Genomic DNA, 12,955 nt, shown 5'->3' on the forward strand with positions numbered 1-12,955 from the left:
CGGATCGCGACACGCGGACCGGCGGCTACCGGCTACGGCGTCGAAAAAATCGGATCGTGAGCGACCTTACTCGCCCTTCTCGATGGGGGCGCCGACGAGGTTGCCCCACTCCGTCCAGGAGCCGTCGTAGTTGATGGCGTCGTCGTAGCCGGCGAGCTCGTGCAGCGCGAACCAGGCGACCGACGAGCGCTCGCCGATGCGGCAGTAGGCGACGGTCGTCTCGTCGCCGTCGATGCCTTCCTCGGCGTAGAGCTCCTCGATCTCCTCGCGGCTCTTGAAGGTGCCGTCGTCGTTGGTGACGGCGGCCCACGAGATGTTCGAGGCGCCCGGGATGTGGCCGCCGCGCTGGGCGGTCTCCTGGAGTCCCGGCGGCGCGAGGACCTCGCCGGAGAACTCCTCGGGCGAGCGCACGTCGACCAGCGGCAGGCCGCGCTCGATGGCGTTCTCGACGTCCTCGCGGTAGGCGCGGATGGACTCGCGCGGGCCCGAAGCCTCGTAGTCGACCTCGGAGAACTCGGGGACCTCGTCCGTCAGCGGGTAGTCGTTCTCGACCCAGTAGTCGCGGCCGCCGTCGAGCAGTTTCACGTCGTCGTGGCCGTAGTACTTGAACTGCCAGTAGGTGTAGGCCGCGAACCAGTTGGCGTTGTCACCGTAGAGGACGACCGTCGTGTCCTCGCTGATGCCCGCCGAACCGAGCAGGGCCTCGAAGTCCTCCTTGTCGAGGATGTCGCGCTCGACCTGGTCCTGCAGGTCCGTCTCCCAGTTCCAGCCGACCGCGCCCGGCGCGTGGCTCTCGTCGTACAGCTCCGTGTCCACGTCGACCTCGACCAGCCGATAGTCGTCGTCGTCGCTCTCGAAGTCGTCGAGGTGGTCTTCGACCCAGTCCGCCGAGACGAGCACGTCTTTCGCGTAATCGCTCATGGTCATCGAACCATTGGTCCACCGACTATATACCTCTAGGACCTTCGGCATGTCCCGCCCCTTGACAACTATGGCGGAAACTGTTGCCGCTTCTAGCCGTGTCTATGGTTCTCACGGGCTCTGTCTCGCGCTCTCGCTGGACCGGCCGGACCGGGGGACGGGTGCGACCACCCGAGGCGCCCGCCGGTCGACCCGGCCTTTATGTCGCGGGTCGGCCGCTCCCGACCCGGCCAAAATTGCCCCTACCTCCGACCGGGCCGGAAGGACATCTTGAAGCGTCCGCTCTCCCGAACCCGAGACATGAGCGAGATCGTCGTCCCCGCCGGGTGGGTGGCCGACCGCCGCGACGCGGTCCGGATCGTCGACGTGCGCGACGCCTGGGAGTTCGACGGCATCGGCCACGTCCCCGGCGCGGTCAACATCCCGTTCGACGCCTTCCGCGCCGACGAACACGCCGCGGAGGGCGACGGCCCCGGGGACAGTTCGGGTGACGGCCAGGGGATGCTCCCCGGCGCCGACGCCTTCGCCGAGTTGCTGTCCGAGGCGGGGATCGCCAACGGCGACCGGATCGTCGCCTACGACGACACTCACGGCGTCTTCGCCGCCCGGTTCCTCGTGACCGCCGAGCTGTACGGCCACGACCCAGGGCGGCTACACCTGCTCGACGGCGACTTCTCGTCGTGGCGGCTCGACCACGAGACCACGAGCGAGGCCGCCGAGTTCGAACGCTCCGAGTACGTCGTCGACCCGCCAGCGGAGACGCCGCTGGTCGGGATCGACGAGGTCGCGGCGGCCACCGACGACCCCGACACCGTCGTCGTCGACACCCGCGAGGACTGGGAGTTCGCGGAGGGGCACATCCCCGGCGCGGTCCGGCTGGACTGGCGGGAACTCGTCGACGACGAGACGCGCGGGCTCAAGCCCCGCGGGGAGATCGAGTCGATCCTCGACGAGCGGGGGATCGTCCCCGACAAACGGGTCCTGCTGTACTGCAACACCGCCCGCCGGATCAGCCACACCTACACCGTCCTCCGCCACCTGGGCTACCCGGATCTCGCCTTCTACGAGGGGAGCCTCACCGAGTGGGAGGCCGCCGGGCGCGATCTGGAGACCGGCGAGTGAACGCGCGATTCTCGAACGCTGCCCGTTCGTCGACCGCTCAGTCGTCGGTCGGGTCGCCGACGGCGTCGTCGGGCGTGTCCCCGACGTGAGGGTCGGCGGCGGCGTCGTCCCCGGTATCCGCCGGCGGGCCGTCCGCGGCGGTCGCGTGTCCGTCGTCGCCGTCGCCGGATTGCGACCCCGCGAATCCGGGGTCCGGGTCGGGCGGCTCCGCGTCGCCGGAGCCGCCGTCGGGGTCGAGTGCGGTCCCGTCGAGCGTCTGCTGGACGGTCGTGCGCTCGTCGGTGACGAGTTCGACCACCTCGACGAGCATCGCGACGACCAGCGGGCCGGCGATGATGCCGACGACCCCCAGGCTGAGGGTGCCGCCGGTGAACCCGACGAAGTAGAGGCTGGCGGACATTCCGGTCGTCAGCGAGGCCAGCCGCGGGCGGATGAGCGCGTCGGGGAGGAAGCCGATCAGGACCAGGCCCGTGCTCGCCACGAGGAGCGCGGCGGTGATCTCCCCGGCCAGCGCCTGCCCGACGGCGACGGCGGCGATGAGCAGGCTCGGCCCGAGGATGGGGATGAACTGGAGGAGCCCGGAGAAGACCGACAGCGTGAACGCGCTGGGGTAGCCCAGCAGCGAGAAGACGACGTAGGCGACGGCGAAGGTACCCAGCGCCGTCGCGGCCTGCAGGACGTACAGCGCGTACAGCGTGTCGCGCACGCAGCGGTGCAGCGCGAGCACCACGTCGTGGTACTCCCCGGGGACCAGCCGCAGCGTCGCCCGGCGGACGTTCCCGGGTCGCAACAGGAGTCCGTAGACGAGGAAGACGAACAGGAACCCCTTCAGCGCCAGCACCGGCGCAGCCCCGGCGATCTCGAACCCCAGATCCACGACGGCATCCCGCGCCCGCACGATCAGCGCGCTCACGTCGATCACGTAGGTCATCCCGAACAGCGTGACCGGCTGCTCGGCCGGGATCGACCGCAGGAACTCCAGCAGTAGCTCCTGGCGGCCGTACAGCGCGTAGACGAGCGGCCCGACGATGAGCGCGACGAACAGGAACCCGACCACCGTGGCCGCGCCCGCGGCGATCCGCCGGTGGGCACCCCTGGCGACGAGCCCCCGGCGGACGGGGTAGAGCACGTACGCCACCGTGATGGCGAAAAAGACGGTGCCGAGGACCCGCGAGAGGATCAACAGCGTCAGCGCCGCCATCCCCACGAAGAGCAGGCCGAGGACCTGCTGTCGCCGCGTCAGCGCCATACTCCCCCCTGAACGCGAGGCCTACAAAACGTTTGGTACGGCCGGCCCGCGCGGACGGTCCTCCGCGGCGGACCCGCCGGCCGCGCTCGGCCGCACACGCCTCGCCCGCTCCCCGGTTCCAGTCGGTCAGGGGACCACGCCGACGGTCAGCAGCGTCCCGTGCTCGCGGTAGCGCTCGACCATCGCCTCGCGGGTCTCGAAGTCCTCGGTCGGGAACTCGTCGGCCGGCGGGATCTCCGTCTCCGTGTCGGGGATCCGGTCCTGAGCGGCGACGTGCAGGCCCGCGTCGCGGAAGCGCTCGCGGTACTCGGCCTCCGTCCAGCGGACCATCGGCACCTCCACCAGGTCGTCCCACTTGTGCGTGTGGACGCTCTCCTCCCAGTAGTTGACCGCGCAGTAGAAGATGCCGCCGGGCCGCAGGACCCGCCGCAGTTCCGCCAGCACGGCGTCGGGGTCGCGCGCGTAGAAAAAGGCCTCCATCGACCAGCAGTGGTCGACGCTGTCGTCCGCGAACGGGAGGTGCTCGAAGTCGCCGTTCAGGAACCCCGAGCGGCGGTCGTCGGTGTACGCGCGGGCGTTGCGGGCCATCTCGGGCGAGGCGTCGATACCGTAGGTGCGTGCCGCGCCCTTGGTCTCCCGGAGCGCCCGGCCGGCGTAGCCGCTGCCCGAACCCAGATCGAGGACGGTGTCGCCGTCCTCGACGGGCATCCGGGCGAGCGCGTGCTTGGCGGTGTGCCAGTGGCGTTCCTCCATGCCCTCGTCGCGGCCGTCGCGGGCCCACTCGTCGAACTCCTCGCTGACGCTCATGGTCGGGGCGTGGTGGGGCGCGAGGAAAACGGTTCTGTGTCCGGCGCGGCGACCCGGTCGACGGATCGTCGACATCGCGGACAAAGCCTATGGCCGCCGCGGCGGAACGACCTGGCCGTGCAACTCCCGCCCTTCCTGACCGAACGGCCGCTGGTCGCGGTCGCCGTCGGTCTGACCGCGCTCGTCCTCTTTGCCGACCTGTTCGTCCTCGCCTACTGGGCGCGCAGCGAAGCGCGGGCCGGGGACTCGTCGACACTCAACGTCTTCCTCTACTTCGCGACTGCCGTCGGAGCCGTCCACTACTGGTACGTCCGGTTCGTCCGCGGCGATTCGGACCCGCGCGAGGCCGCGCCCTCCCGGCGCGAGCGACTCGCCGGCACGTACGCGACGGCGGTGGTCGTCGCCTTCCTCGTCGGAGCGGTCGTCTCGCCGCCGGACCCGGTCACGCAGGTGGTGTACTTCCCGCCGCTGTTCGTCGGGTCGTTCGCGGCCGCGTGGCTGGTGAGTTCGGTCGCCGGCGACCCGCGCTCGACGGTGACGGGTTGAGCGACGGGTGACGAGTCGAACTGTCGGGGAGATATCGACCGCCGAGCACGGTCGGCGCCGCTGACCGCCGCGTCCGCCAGCGTTTTCCCGGTGCCCGGGGAACCCCGGAGCATGGCGCGGACCCCGAAGTACAGGCTCGCCGACACCGCCCAGCAGGTCGTCGGCGGATTCCTGCTCGCGGGGCCGTTCGTCGTCACCGAGGAGGTGTGGACGCTCGCGGAGCAGATGAGCTGGTTTCACACCGCCGTCACGGTCGCCATCGTCTTCGCCATCGGCTACGGCGCCCTCTACGAGGCCGACGACGACCGCGACCCCGACCGCGAGGCCGAGGTCGCCGGCGTCCCCGTCCGGTTCGTCTCGCTCATGCTCGTCTCGTTCGGCTCGGTCGCCGTCCTCGCGCTGACGCTGACCGCGCCGAGCACCTTCGTCGACGGGTCGACGGCCGAACGCGCCGAGGTCACCGCCCGCGCCGTCAGCGTCGGCGCCATCTTCAGCGTCGTCGGTGCCGCGACCGCAGACTCCGTGTTCTGACGGTCTGTCCGTCGTGCGAGTTGAGTAGTGGTTTCGAGTTGGGTCTTCGTGGAAGAAACGAGGGAGACCGCAACCGACAGCGAGCGCTGAAAGCCCTCGCCGCGCTCGCTAGCAGTGACCGTGACCGCCGGAGACAGCGAGCGCTGAAAGCCCTCGGCGCGCTCGCGGTCGCTGAGCGGGATATCCGCGCTCTCGGCACCGCCCGCGCGGATAGTGGCCCGCTCAGACGACTATCGGCGCGAGCGCGCCTCGCCCTTTCAGTCCACCAGGGACCGCACCGCCCCGCACAGCACCGCAGACGGCCACGAACCTCCCCAACCGATTCGCTCGCCGTCGGCTCCCTCATCCCTCGCGCGGCTACGGTCGCGCGCATGAACGCGCGCTCCAGCGCGCGCCGACCGCACCGCGACCGCTCACCGCAACAGCTAGGCCTGCATTGAACACTCGGGGAGCGGCCACCAAAGACTCTCCTCGCGGCGCTCGAAGTGCGGGTATGGTCGAGTGCGCGGAGGACGGCTGCGAGGCGGAGGCGGTCGTGGAGTTGCACGTCCCCTGGGCCGACAACCGGCGGGTCTGCGCCGGTCACGCGCGGGTGGCCGCGCGGCAGGACGGGGTGGTCGCGGATCCGCTGGACGGGCACGACGACGAGTGGCCCTGAACGGCCACCGGCGAGGCCGTACCCCCGGCTCAGTCCGTCGTCGAGGAGCGGTGTAGCCACTGGTCCGAGCGGTACGACTGGGCCACGTCGAGACACCGCTCGACGAGCGGGTGCGGGTCGTAGCTGACGACGCCCGCCTCGCGGTCGAACTCGACGACGCCGGCGTCGTCGAGCTTCGGGAGGTGGCGGTGGTACAGCGTCGACGCGATCGCGTCGGGATCCCCCTCGCCGTCCGCCGCGACGGCGTCGACGAGTTCCGAGAAATCGACCACCCCGCGGGGCGCCGCGCGGAGCACCTCGACGACCGCCCGCCGTCGACGGTCGGCCAACAGCTCGAACGCCGTATCGAGTTCGTCCTCGTCGTCGGCCGTCATCGACTACGACTTTGTGAGAACGCCGTATAAAAGACTACCGTGGTGACTCAGGGTCGCTCCCGGGAGCCGGCGGGACGACGACCGGCCGCCGACGAGCGGTCGGCAGGCCGACGGATTCTGCGGCCGGTCGGCCTTCGCGCCCGAACGGCTTAGACCGTCGTCGCGAGCATCACCTCGTCGAGGTACTCGCCGTCGATCTTGTAGTGGTCCTCGCGGACGGCCTCGACCTCCCAGCCGTGGGCTTCGAGGAAGTCGATGGCGCCCTCGTTGGCGTCGGGGACGCTATTGTAAATCTTCTCGTAGCCGCTGTCGCTGGCCCACTCGACGCCCCGGTCGAGGAGTTCGCTCCCGATGCCGTGGCCGCGGTACTGTTCGAGGACGCCGACCGTCAGTTCCGCCGTGTGGTCGAGCTTCTCGGTCTCGTGGGTAGTGAGGTTGACCCAGCCGACGACTTCGCCGTCGACGGTGGCGACGAAGAACACCCGGGACTGCAGTTCGTTGTGCCGCAACAGCACCTCCTCGGACTCGACCACGTCGGCGACCGTCTCGGCGTCGACGTAGGTGCCGTCGCCGATGGCCTGGCGGATCACGCCCACGAGCCCCGTCAGGTCCTCCTCGCGGGCGCGGCGGATCGTCACCTGGAGCCCGTCCGAACTGAACTCCGCCTCGAGTTCGTCGTCGTGGGCGATCCGCAACTCCCCCTCCGACTCCAGCAGGACGCCGTCCCGTTTCAGGATAGCGACGTGGTGGCCGAACGCCCGCGGATCCATGTCCAGCGCCCGCCGGACCTTCTGCGGCTTCACCGACCCGTGGCGCTCGACGTAGTCGTAGATGTCGCGCCGGTCGTCGTGGTCGAACGAAAGCTCCGCTGTGAGATCCATGGTACTCGATACCACGCCCCGATACATAATTGTTGATCACGATATTTCCCGGTCGCCCGGCCGCCCGACGAGCCGGTGGCCGGTGGGGCCGGGACCGATATCGGGAAAGAGCTCCGTCCGCACTCGGTTCCGAATACCGTCCCGCCGATCGGTCACTGCATTTATCTGCGTTCGTAGATAGGTCCCGCCAATGGACGGGAACTCGGGAGACGGGTCCGACGCGGAGGATCGAGGTGGACAGCGAGACGCCGACGCGCCCAGCGATGTCCGGGACGAGACCCCGTCGGGCGGGCCGGACGCCGGTGGGACGGCCCCCGACGCCCGCGCCGGTGCCGCTCAACCGGACGGGCGGGGGGGCCAGCGGTCGCCGGGGACCGCCGACCGACCGGCCGACAGTCCGCCGGCGCCGGGCGACGGGCGCGAGCCGCTGACGGCCGTTCTCTCGAAACGGACCACGAAGTCACAGATCAGGGTAGCACTGCTGTACTACGCGGCGATCGGCGCCGGAATCGGGCTCTCGCTGTACAGCGCGGCGAGCACGCTGGGCGGGGGACTGGTCGGGAGCGCGATGCGACGGTTCGTCACCGCCGGCGGTCTGGTGTCGGCGCTGGCGATCGGTCCCGCGGTCGGGGGCCCGCTCGGGTTCCACGTCGCCCGGCAGTTGGGGGACGAGGAGACCGACCGACAGCTGTACGCGACCGCCGGCCTCGGCGCGTTCGGCGGACACGTCGTCATGGTCGTCCTCGTCGTCGTCTTCATCGGGCTCGGCACGTCCGGTGGCGGGGGGTTCGACGTCGACCAGATCCTGGTCCCGGTCACGGTCGGCGGCCTCGGTGCGGCCGTCGCGGCCATCGGGGCGGCCTACGCGACGCTGAACGACGACGGCGCGGCCCCGCCGGGCGAGGTGCGGAACGGCCACGTTGAGGACGACTGAACCGGCGCTCCGGCCCCGGGTTCGTCCCTTCCGGCCCGCGACGGGCCGAGGCCTGCGTCGTGGCGTCGCCGGGGCCTGCGTCGACACCCGACTGCGCCGGCATATCTGTTCTCGACCGCGTACTCGCGGTCCGTCCCCCGCTCGGATACGCGCGTTCCGGCGGCCACGAGCGGTCGCGACCGGGCGGGTGCGGCGAGTGACCGGGCGGCTGGCGGGTCGCTACCTGGTCTGGGACTGCTGGCGGTACTCCGGGGCAGTGTCGCGGGTCTCGTTTCGCAGTGCGAGGAGGCCGCCGCTACCGCCGAGAACCACCGGGTACGCGACGGTGCTCAGGAAGAGGTCCTCGACGAACTCACCGACCCCCGTGAACGGAGGGATGATTGGTCGGGCCCTGGTGTTCGAGAGGACGACGCCCAGCGCGTCGCTCTCCGTCGCCGCGCTCACGACCGGGTACGCGTCGGGGATCGCCTCGACGACGAGGTAGGGGCTGGCGAACAGCGAGGCGACGGTGAAGAACACGCTCGCGACGACGACGTGCGTCGGCGCGAGCGCGGCGCCCCTGACGAACGCGTCGCCCGCGGTGTCGACTCCGGCGTCGCGGTCTACCAGCAGGAAGCCCGCGCCGGCGAACAACACCCCGAGCACGAGGTACGGAACGGCCCCCAGGCCGGACGCCCCGAGGTCGAGGGTGAACGCCCCGTGAAGGGCGAAGGTGGTGGTGATGGCTCGTCCGAGCAGTTCCTCGGCTCCCTCCGGTATCTCCTCGATCGTCACGTACGTCGACAGGAACACCAGGACCGCGGACAGGAGCCCGACGGCGAGCGCGTACAACTGCCCGACGCGGAGTTCGCCGCGCTGGTACCCCGCGGCGACGAGTCCGCCGACCGCCCCGAACGCGACCGGGTACACGATCCCGGTGCGCACCAGCGCCGAGTTCGTGTCGACCGACAGCGGGTCGGCGGGAACGAGCAGCGTTGTGACGCCCATGACGGCGAAGTACCCGACTGCGACGGTCGCGCCGGTGAGACCCCACTGGAGGAGCGAGTTGCCGCTGTTGGCGTACCGTTGGCCCAGTAGCTTCCCGCCACGGTAGAGCAACAGGATCGGAACGACGTACAGCAACCCGAGCACCGAGTTCGGGGGACGGAACTCCTCGAAGTGCTCGAACAGGACCGTCGTCAGGACGACCGATCCGGACTCGGAGTGGATCCCGACGAACTGCAGTTCGAACAGGGTCAGTATCGCCACCTCCGTCTCCGAGAACGGCTGTCGTGTCAGTATCGGTATACCCATCTCCGAGAACAACTGCAGAATGCCCTGCGGCGGGTACGCCACGGTCACCAGAAGCGCGAGCACGAGCACACAGCACCCGACACCGGCGCCCACGACCGCGCCCGCCTTCAGCGGGAGTAACCTGATCCGGTCCCCGACGCTCATTCCGCCCTGGCCCCCGCCGTGGTCGGCTCCCGCGGAGCCGCGTGGCCGTTCAGACTGTGGGGTCCGGCTCTCCGGATTCCCCGCCGGCTCCCGCGTCCCGGTGTCACCGTGTCGGTGACTCTCCACCTGCTCGCCGGTCCCCGCGTGTGCCCGCTCGTCGCCGCCTGCCGACTCGTCCGGCTCGAACGTGGCGGGGATCTGTGTCCCGCAGTCTGGACAGCGATTCACTCCGCTCGACAGCGACCGCCCACAACCCGGACACTCCATGTCGCCTGCGAGCACTCGCGTTTTTATAAAAGTACAGGCCGTTTACATCATCGGCGGCGCGGGTCCGGATTCCCCGGCGATCCGCCGAACCGCACGGTCGCGGGCCGCGGGAGGTGTCGGTTCGAGCGGGCCGGGGGCCTCGCCAGCGTGTCGGGAGTCATACGGATTATTGCAAGCGTTTACCGGGTCGACCGCACGCAGTCGTGCGGTCTATCCCGGAATGTCTTGCAATAATCCGTATCAGTCCTGGCGGGAGCCGACGCCGCCGTCCGAACGGAGCCCGTCGATCAGCGTCCCGTATCGGTCCGTGACGGTCGGCGCCTCCGGGCCGTCGCCGCCGAGTTCGACGGTTTCGGACTGCTCGCCGTCGAGGAACGCGGTCAGGTGCGTGGCGAGGCGGTCGAACGCCTCGAGGTTGTGCGTGGAGACGACGACGCCCCCGCCGGCGTCCACGTACGCGTCGAGGATGGACCGGACGCGTCGCACGGACACGTCGTCGATGTCGGTGAGCGGCTCGTCGAGCCAGAGGAACGTCGGGGCCGCCAGGAGCGCGATCGCGAGGTCCAGCTTCTTCTTGAACCCGCCGGACAGCTCCCCCGCGATCTGGTCCTCGACCCGGGAGAGACGGAGCGCGGACAGGATCGTCGTGACCCAGTCGCTCCGCGGCGAGACGCCGTCGACCCGACAGAACACGTCCACGTTCTCCCGCACCGAGAGGTCCGGGTAACACTTCGGCTGCTGGAACCCGTACCCGACCGCCCCGCGCGGGGCGGCGACCGCCCCGCGGGTCGGTCGCGTGAGCCCGACGACGAGCCGACCGAGCGTCGTCTTTCCGGAGCCGTTCGGCCCGGCCAGGCAGTGGAACTCCCCGCAACGGGCCTCGAACGTGACGTCGTTCAGCGCGACGACGTCCCCGTATCGCTTCGTCACGCCGCGGACCGCGACGGGGTCGCGGTCCGTCCGCAGCCTGTCCGCCAGCACCGACTCCAGTCCGTCGGTGACGGCCGCGCTCGACCGCCGCCGCGGCCCCGGCGGCGTATCGGTGTCACTGTCCATGGGTCTCACTCGCCTGATAGCGACGCATACTCGACCAGAACAGCAGCCCCACAGCGGCGGTAAACAGCGCCAGCAGCGCGACGCGGTGTCCGAACAGGGACAGCGGGGTGTCTTTCAGCATCGTGCTCCGGGTCAGGATCATCGAGTGGTAGGTCGGGAGGGCGGTCGCGATGCTCTTCCGGACGCCCGAGAAGTAGCCGACCGGGTAGAAGAGGCTCGAGAACGTCAGGACGCCGAGCAACAGCCCGACGTTGACGAAGGCGCCGACCTGTCTCAGCCCCGTCGAGAACATCACCGTCCCGCTCACGGCCGCCGTGTACGCGAACGTGAGGGCGATCAGGACGACCGTCGAGAGGGCGAAGTGCTCGACCCGGTACCCGAGGGAGAGACTGACCAGCTGGAACACCGAGAGCGGAACGACCAGCAGCGCTCCGTGGACCGCGAGCTTGGCGGCGACGGCGTACTCGATCCGGGATTTCAGCGCCACGCGCTCGAACACGTCCCGTTCCCGGCGCAGTTCGAGCGGGAAGTACAGAAACGAGAAGAGGACGACGATACACATCAGTATCGACGGGACGAGGTACTCCGAGAGGGTCTTCTTGACGCCGATCCGCTCGTGGTCGACGGTCACGTCGGCGGGCAGTCGGTTGTTCAGCTGCCAGGACAGGGTCGACTGCGTGTAGTTCGCCGCCTCCTGGAACGGGGTGATCCGCTGGTCGGACAGCAGCCTGACCGTCACGTCGGCCCCCTCGTCCTGCAACCCGTGCGGGACGACCAGGACCAGGTACACCTCCTCGCGGGTGAGCGCCGTCCTGGCCGCGTCGGGGGACGCGTACCGGATCGGCGACGCGTACAGGGCCGCGCCCGCCTGGACGCTCAGCAGCTCGTCCTCGGTGGTCGCGTCCGCCGCGGGGGTGACCCCGACGGGGATGTCCTCCGGTATCGTGTGCTGGAAGGTGGCGGTACTCATCGCCGCGGCGCCCGGCAGGAGGACCAGCAGGACCAGCAGCACCGCGAGGCTCCGCCGGATCTGGTACCACTCCTTCGCGAGGAAGGCGCGGAGACTCATGGGCGGAGCGGAGGACCCGTCGCGGGACCGCACCCGTCCCGGGCCGGGAACGCGTCGCTACCCGGTCGCGCCCCGGGAGCGGACGCCTCGACGAGGTCATCGAGCGCGCGGCCGTCCGAGCGGGAAAGCGCCGCGCCGATCAATGGAAGAAGTTCTCGTCGAAGTAGACGACTGCGGCGGCGGCGACTCCCGCGGGGACGGCGACGGCGATCGAGTTGATGAGCGTGGTGCCGACGTCGATCGATCCGAGGCTCATCCCCTCGATGAACTGCTCCTGGTAGCCGACGGCCGACGCGCCGGGGAGCGCCTCCTGAGCCGCGATCAGGTCGGACGCCGACGGCGTCGTCAGCGACGAGAACAGGACGACGAGGAAGACGAACGCGATCGACCCCAGGGCGACGCCGACACCCGCGCTGCCCATCTTCGCCTCGGTCGTGTCGTCCAGCCTGTACGCGACGAGCGCACCGAAGACGGGGGCCATGAGGAACGCCAGGTAGATGGCCAGTTCGTTCGCGATGTAGGCCATCACCAGCTGGTGGCTGAACGCGAGCGACTCTTCGACCCCAGCTGTCCCGGAGAACTCCTGGACGATCCCGGGGAACAGCGACCGGCCACCGAACGAGGCGATCAGATACACGGCGACGCCCAGCAAGGCGCCCATCGCGGCCATCGACCCCGCTATCCCCTTGACGTAGCTCTTCGGAAGCGGGCGCTGGACCGCATCGATCACCGATTCCTGCTGGCGGCTGGCGCCCGGCCTGTCCGGCTGAGCGGCCCCGGGCTGGCCGCCGGCCGCCTGACCCTGCTGACCGCCGGCCGCCTGGCCCTTCTGACCGCCGGCGGCCTGACCCTGCTGACCGCTGGCCGCCCGGCTCTGCTGGCCGGCGTCGGGTTGACCGCCGGCGGCCTGACCCGACTGGCCGGACGGCTGACCCTGCGGTTGTCCACCTCCCGATCGGGTCCCCGATTGCCCGGACTTCTGACCTGTTGCCCGTCGCCCGTCGCCCGTATCGTCACCTGAGTTCTCAGTCACGCCCTGACATGTCTGCCCATTGTATATAAAACTAGCTGTTCGATCGGGTGATAGACGGGATCAGATGGAA

At 70.0% G+C, this 12,955-nt stretch carries 14 protein-coding genes; 5 read left to right on the top strand and 9 right to left on the bottom strand.

All coding sequences use genetic code 11. From position 1 onward, the window contains the following. Positions 1-66: 66 nt before the first annotated feature. Complete coding sequence (locus tag ACMGFI_RS02610) at positions 67-921, bottom strand: sulfurtransferase (protein WP_436907109.1); 855 nt, start codon at positions 919-921, stop codon at positions 67-69. A gap of 300 nt (positions 922-1,221) precedes the next feature. Here ACMGFI_RS02610 and ACMGFI_RS02615 point away from each other — a divergent pair, with 300 nt between their 5' ends. After that, positions 1,222-2,043 carry a sulfurtransferase gene (locus ACMGFI_RS02615; RefSeq protein ID WP_436907110.1) on the top strand — a complete coding sequence of 274 codons (822 nt, stop codon included), beginning with the start codon at positions 1,222-1,224 and terminating at the stop codon, positions 2,041-2,043. Between the two features lie 37 nt (positions 2,044-2,080). Here the strand turns inward: ACMGFI_RS02615 and ACMGFI_RS02620 are convergent, their stop codons facing one another. Next, positions 2,081-3,292, bottom strand: coding sequence for an AI-2E family transporter (locus tag ACMGFI_RS02620; protein WP_436907112.1), 1,212 nt, complete (start codon positions 3,290-3,292; stop codon positions 2,081-2,083). 126 nt (positions 3,293-3,418) lie between these two features. Beyond that, positions 3,419-4,099 (bottom strand): class I SAM-dependent methyltransferase, encoded by a 681-nt coding sequence (locus tag ACMGFI_RS02625; RefSeq protein ID WP_436907113.1) that lies wholly within the window; start codon positions 4,097-4,099, stop codon positions 3,419-3,421. 117 nt (positions 4,100-4,216) lie between these two features. On the opposite strand from ACMGFI_RS02625, the gene ACMGFI_RS02630 reads away from it, so the two are divergent. From ACMGFI_RS02630 to ACMGFI_RS02640, 3 genes are all read left to right on the top strand, one after another. Then, the gene (locus ACMGFI_RS02630) at positions 4,217-4,645 is read left to right on the top strand and encodes a DUF7534 family protein (RefSeq protein ID WP_436907114.1); all 429 of its coding nucleotides are present in this window, start codon (positions 4,217-4,219) and stop codon (positions 4,643-4,645) included. 111 nt (positions 4,646-4,756) lie between these two features. Next, positions 4,757-5,176 (top strand): DUF2391 family protein, encoded by a 420-nt coding sequence (locus ACMGFI_RS02635; protein WP_436907117.1) that lies wholly within the window; start codon positions 4,757-4,759, stop codon positions 5,174-5,176. 493 nt (positions 5,177-5,669) lie between these two features. Next, on the top strand, positions 5,670-5,834 hold the full coding sequence (locus ACMGFI_RS02640) for a DUF8014 family protein (RefSeq protein WP_436907119.1): 165 nt from the start codon (positions 5,670-5,672) through the stop codon (positions 5,832-5,834). Positions 5,835-5,863: 29 nt separating this feature from the next. Here ACMGFI_RS02640 and ACMGFI_RS02645 read toward each other — a convergent pair whose 3' ends face one another. After that, positions 5,864-6,208: a DUF7344 domain-containing protein gene (locus ACMGFI_RS02645; RefSeq protein ID WP_436907122.1), complete on the bottom strand. Its 345-nt coding sequence runs from the start codon at positions 6,206-6,208 to the stop codon at positions 5,864-5,866. A gap of 149 nt (positions 6,209-6,357) precedes the next feature. Then, a complete protein-coding gene (locus ACMGFI_RS02650) occupies positions 6,358-7,089 on the bottom strand; it encodes a GNAT family N-acetyltransferase (RefSeq protein WP_436907123.1) in 732 nt (243 codons plus the stop codon). A 190-nt stretch (positions 7,090-7,279) separates the two neighbouring features. Here ACMGFI_RS02650 and ACMGFI_RS02655 point away from each other — a divergent pair, with 190 nt between their 5' ends. After that, positions 7,280-8,023 (top strand): hypothetical protein, encoded by a 744-nt coding sequence (locus ACMGFI_RS02655; protein ID WP_436907125.1) that lies wholly within the window; start codon positions 7,280-7,282, stop codon positions 8,021-8,023. Between the two features lie 219 nt (positions 8,024-8,242). Here ACMGFI_RS02655 and ACMGFI_RS02660 read toward each other — a convergent pair whose 3' ends face one another. From ACMGFI_RS02660 to ACMGFI_RS02675, 4 genes are all read right to left on the bottom strand, one after another. Continuing rightward, entirely contained in the window at positions 8,243-9,460 is a 1,218-nt protein-coding gene (locus ACMGFI_RS02660) for a DUF7978 family protein (protein ID WP_436907126.1), read from the bottom strand. Positions 9,461-9,967: 507 nt separating this feature from the next. Then, entirely contained in the window at positions 9,968-10,783 is an 816-nt protein-coding gene (locus tag ACMGFI_RS02665) for an ATP-binding cassette domain-containing protein (RefSeq protein ID WP_436907127.1), read from the bottom strand. Continuing rightward, on the bottom strand, positions 10,773-11,852 hold the full coding sequence (locus tag ACMGFI_RS02670) for an ABC transporter permease (RefSeq protein ID WP_436907129.1): 1,080 nt from the start codon (positions 11,850-11,852) through the stop codon (positions 10,773-10,775). The genes ACMGFI_RS02665 and ACMGFI_RS02670 overlap by 11 nt, the downstream gene beginning before the upstream one ends. Before the next feature lie 139 nt (positions 11,853-11,991). Then, positions 11,992-12,885 carry a hypothetical protein gene (locus ACMGFI_RS02675; protein ID WP_436907131.1) on the bottom strand — a complete coding sequence of 298 codons (894 nt, stop codon included), beginning with the start codon at positions 12,883-12,885 and terminating at the stop codon, positions 11,992-11,994. Positions 12,886-12,955: the final 70 nt, after the last annotated feature.

Origin of the sequence: Halosimplex marinum, from assembly GCF_051414075.1 — an archaeon.
Taxonomy (GTDB): domain Archaea; phylum Halobacteriota; class Halobacteria; order Halobacteriales; family Haloarculaceae; genus Halosimplex; species Halosimplex marinum.

Bases quoted from the DNA above. Each gene is read 5' to 3' on its own strand.
- ACMGFI_RS02635 (WP_436907117.1), top strand. From the start codon at position 4,757: ATGGCGCGGACCCCGAAGTACAGGCTCGCCGACACCGCCCAGCAGGTC.
- ACMGFI_RS02665 (WP_436907127.1), bottom strand. From the start codon at position 10,783: ATGGACAGTGACACCGATACGCCGCCGGGGCCGCGGCGGCGGTCGAGC.
- ACMGFI_RS02640 (WP_436907119.1), top strand. From the start codon at position 5,670: ATGGTCGAGTGCGCGGAGGACGGCTGCGAGGCGGAGGCGGTCGTGGAG.
- ACMGFI_RS02655 (WP_436907125.1), top strand. From the start codon at position 7,280: ATGGACGGGAACTCGGGAGACGGGTCCGACGCGGAGGATCGAGGTGGA.
- ACMGFI_RS02620 (WP_436907112.1), bottom strand. From the start codon at position 3,292: ATGGCGCTGACGCGGCGACAGCAGGTCCTCGGCCTGCTCTTCGTGGGG.
- ACMGFI_RS02610 (WP_436907109.1), bottom strand. From the start codon at position 921: ATGAGCGATTACGCGAAAGACGTGCTCGTCTCGGCGGACTGGGTCGAA.
- ACMGFI_RS02660 (WP_436907126.1), bottom strand. From the start codon at position 9,460: ATGAGCGTCGGGGACCGGATCAGGTTACTCCCGCTGAAGGCGGGCGCG.
- ACMGFI_RS02670 (WP_436907129.1), bottom strand. From the start codon at position 11,852: ATGAGTCTCCGCGCCTTCCTCGCGAAGGAGTGGTACCAGATCCGGCGG.
- ACMGFI_RS02645 (WP_436907122.1), bottom strand. From the start codon at position 6,208: ATGACGGCCGACGACGAGGACGAACTCGATACGGCGTTCGAGCTGTTG.
- ACMGFI_RS02650 (WP_436907123.1), bottom strand. From the start codon at position 7,089: ATGGATCTCACAGCGGAGCTTTCGTTCGACCACGACGACCGGCGCGAC.
- ACMGFI_RS02625 (WP_436907113.1), bottom strand. From the start codon at position 4,099: ATGAGCGTCAGCGAGGAGTTCGACGAGTGGGCCCGCGACGGCCGCGAC.
- ACMGFI_RS02615 (WP_436907110.1), top strand. From the start codon at position 1,222: ATGAGCGAGATCGTCGTCCCCGCCGGGTGGGTGGCCGACCGCCGCGAC.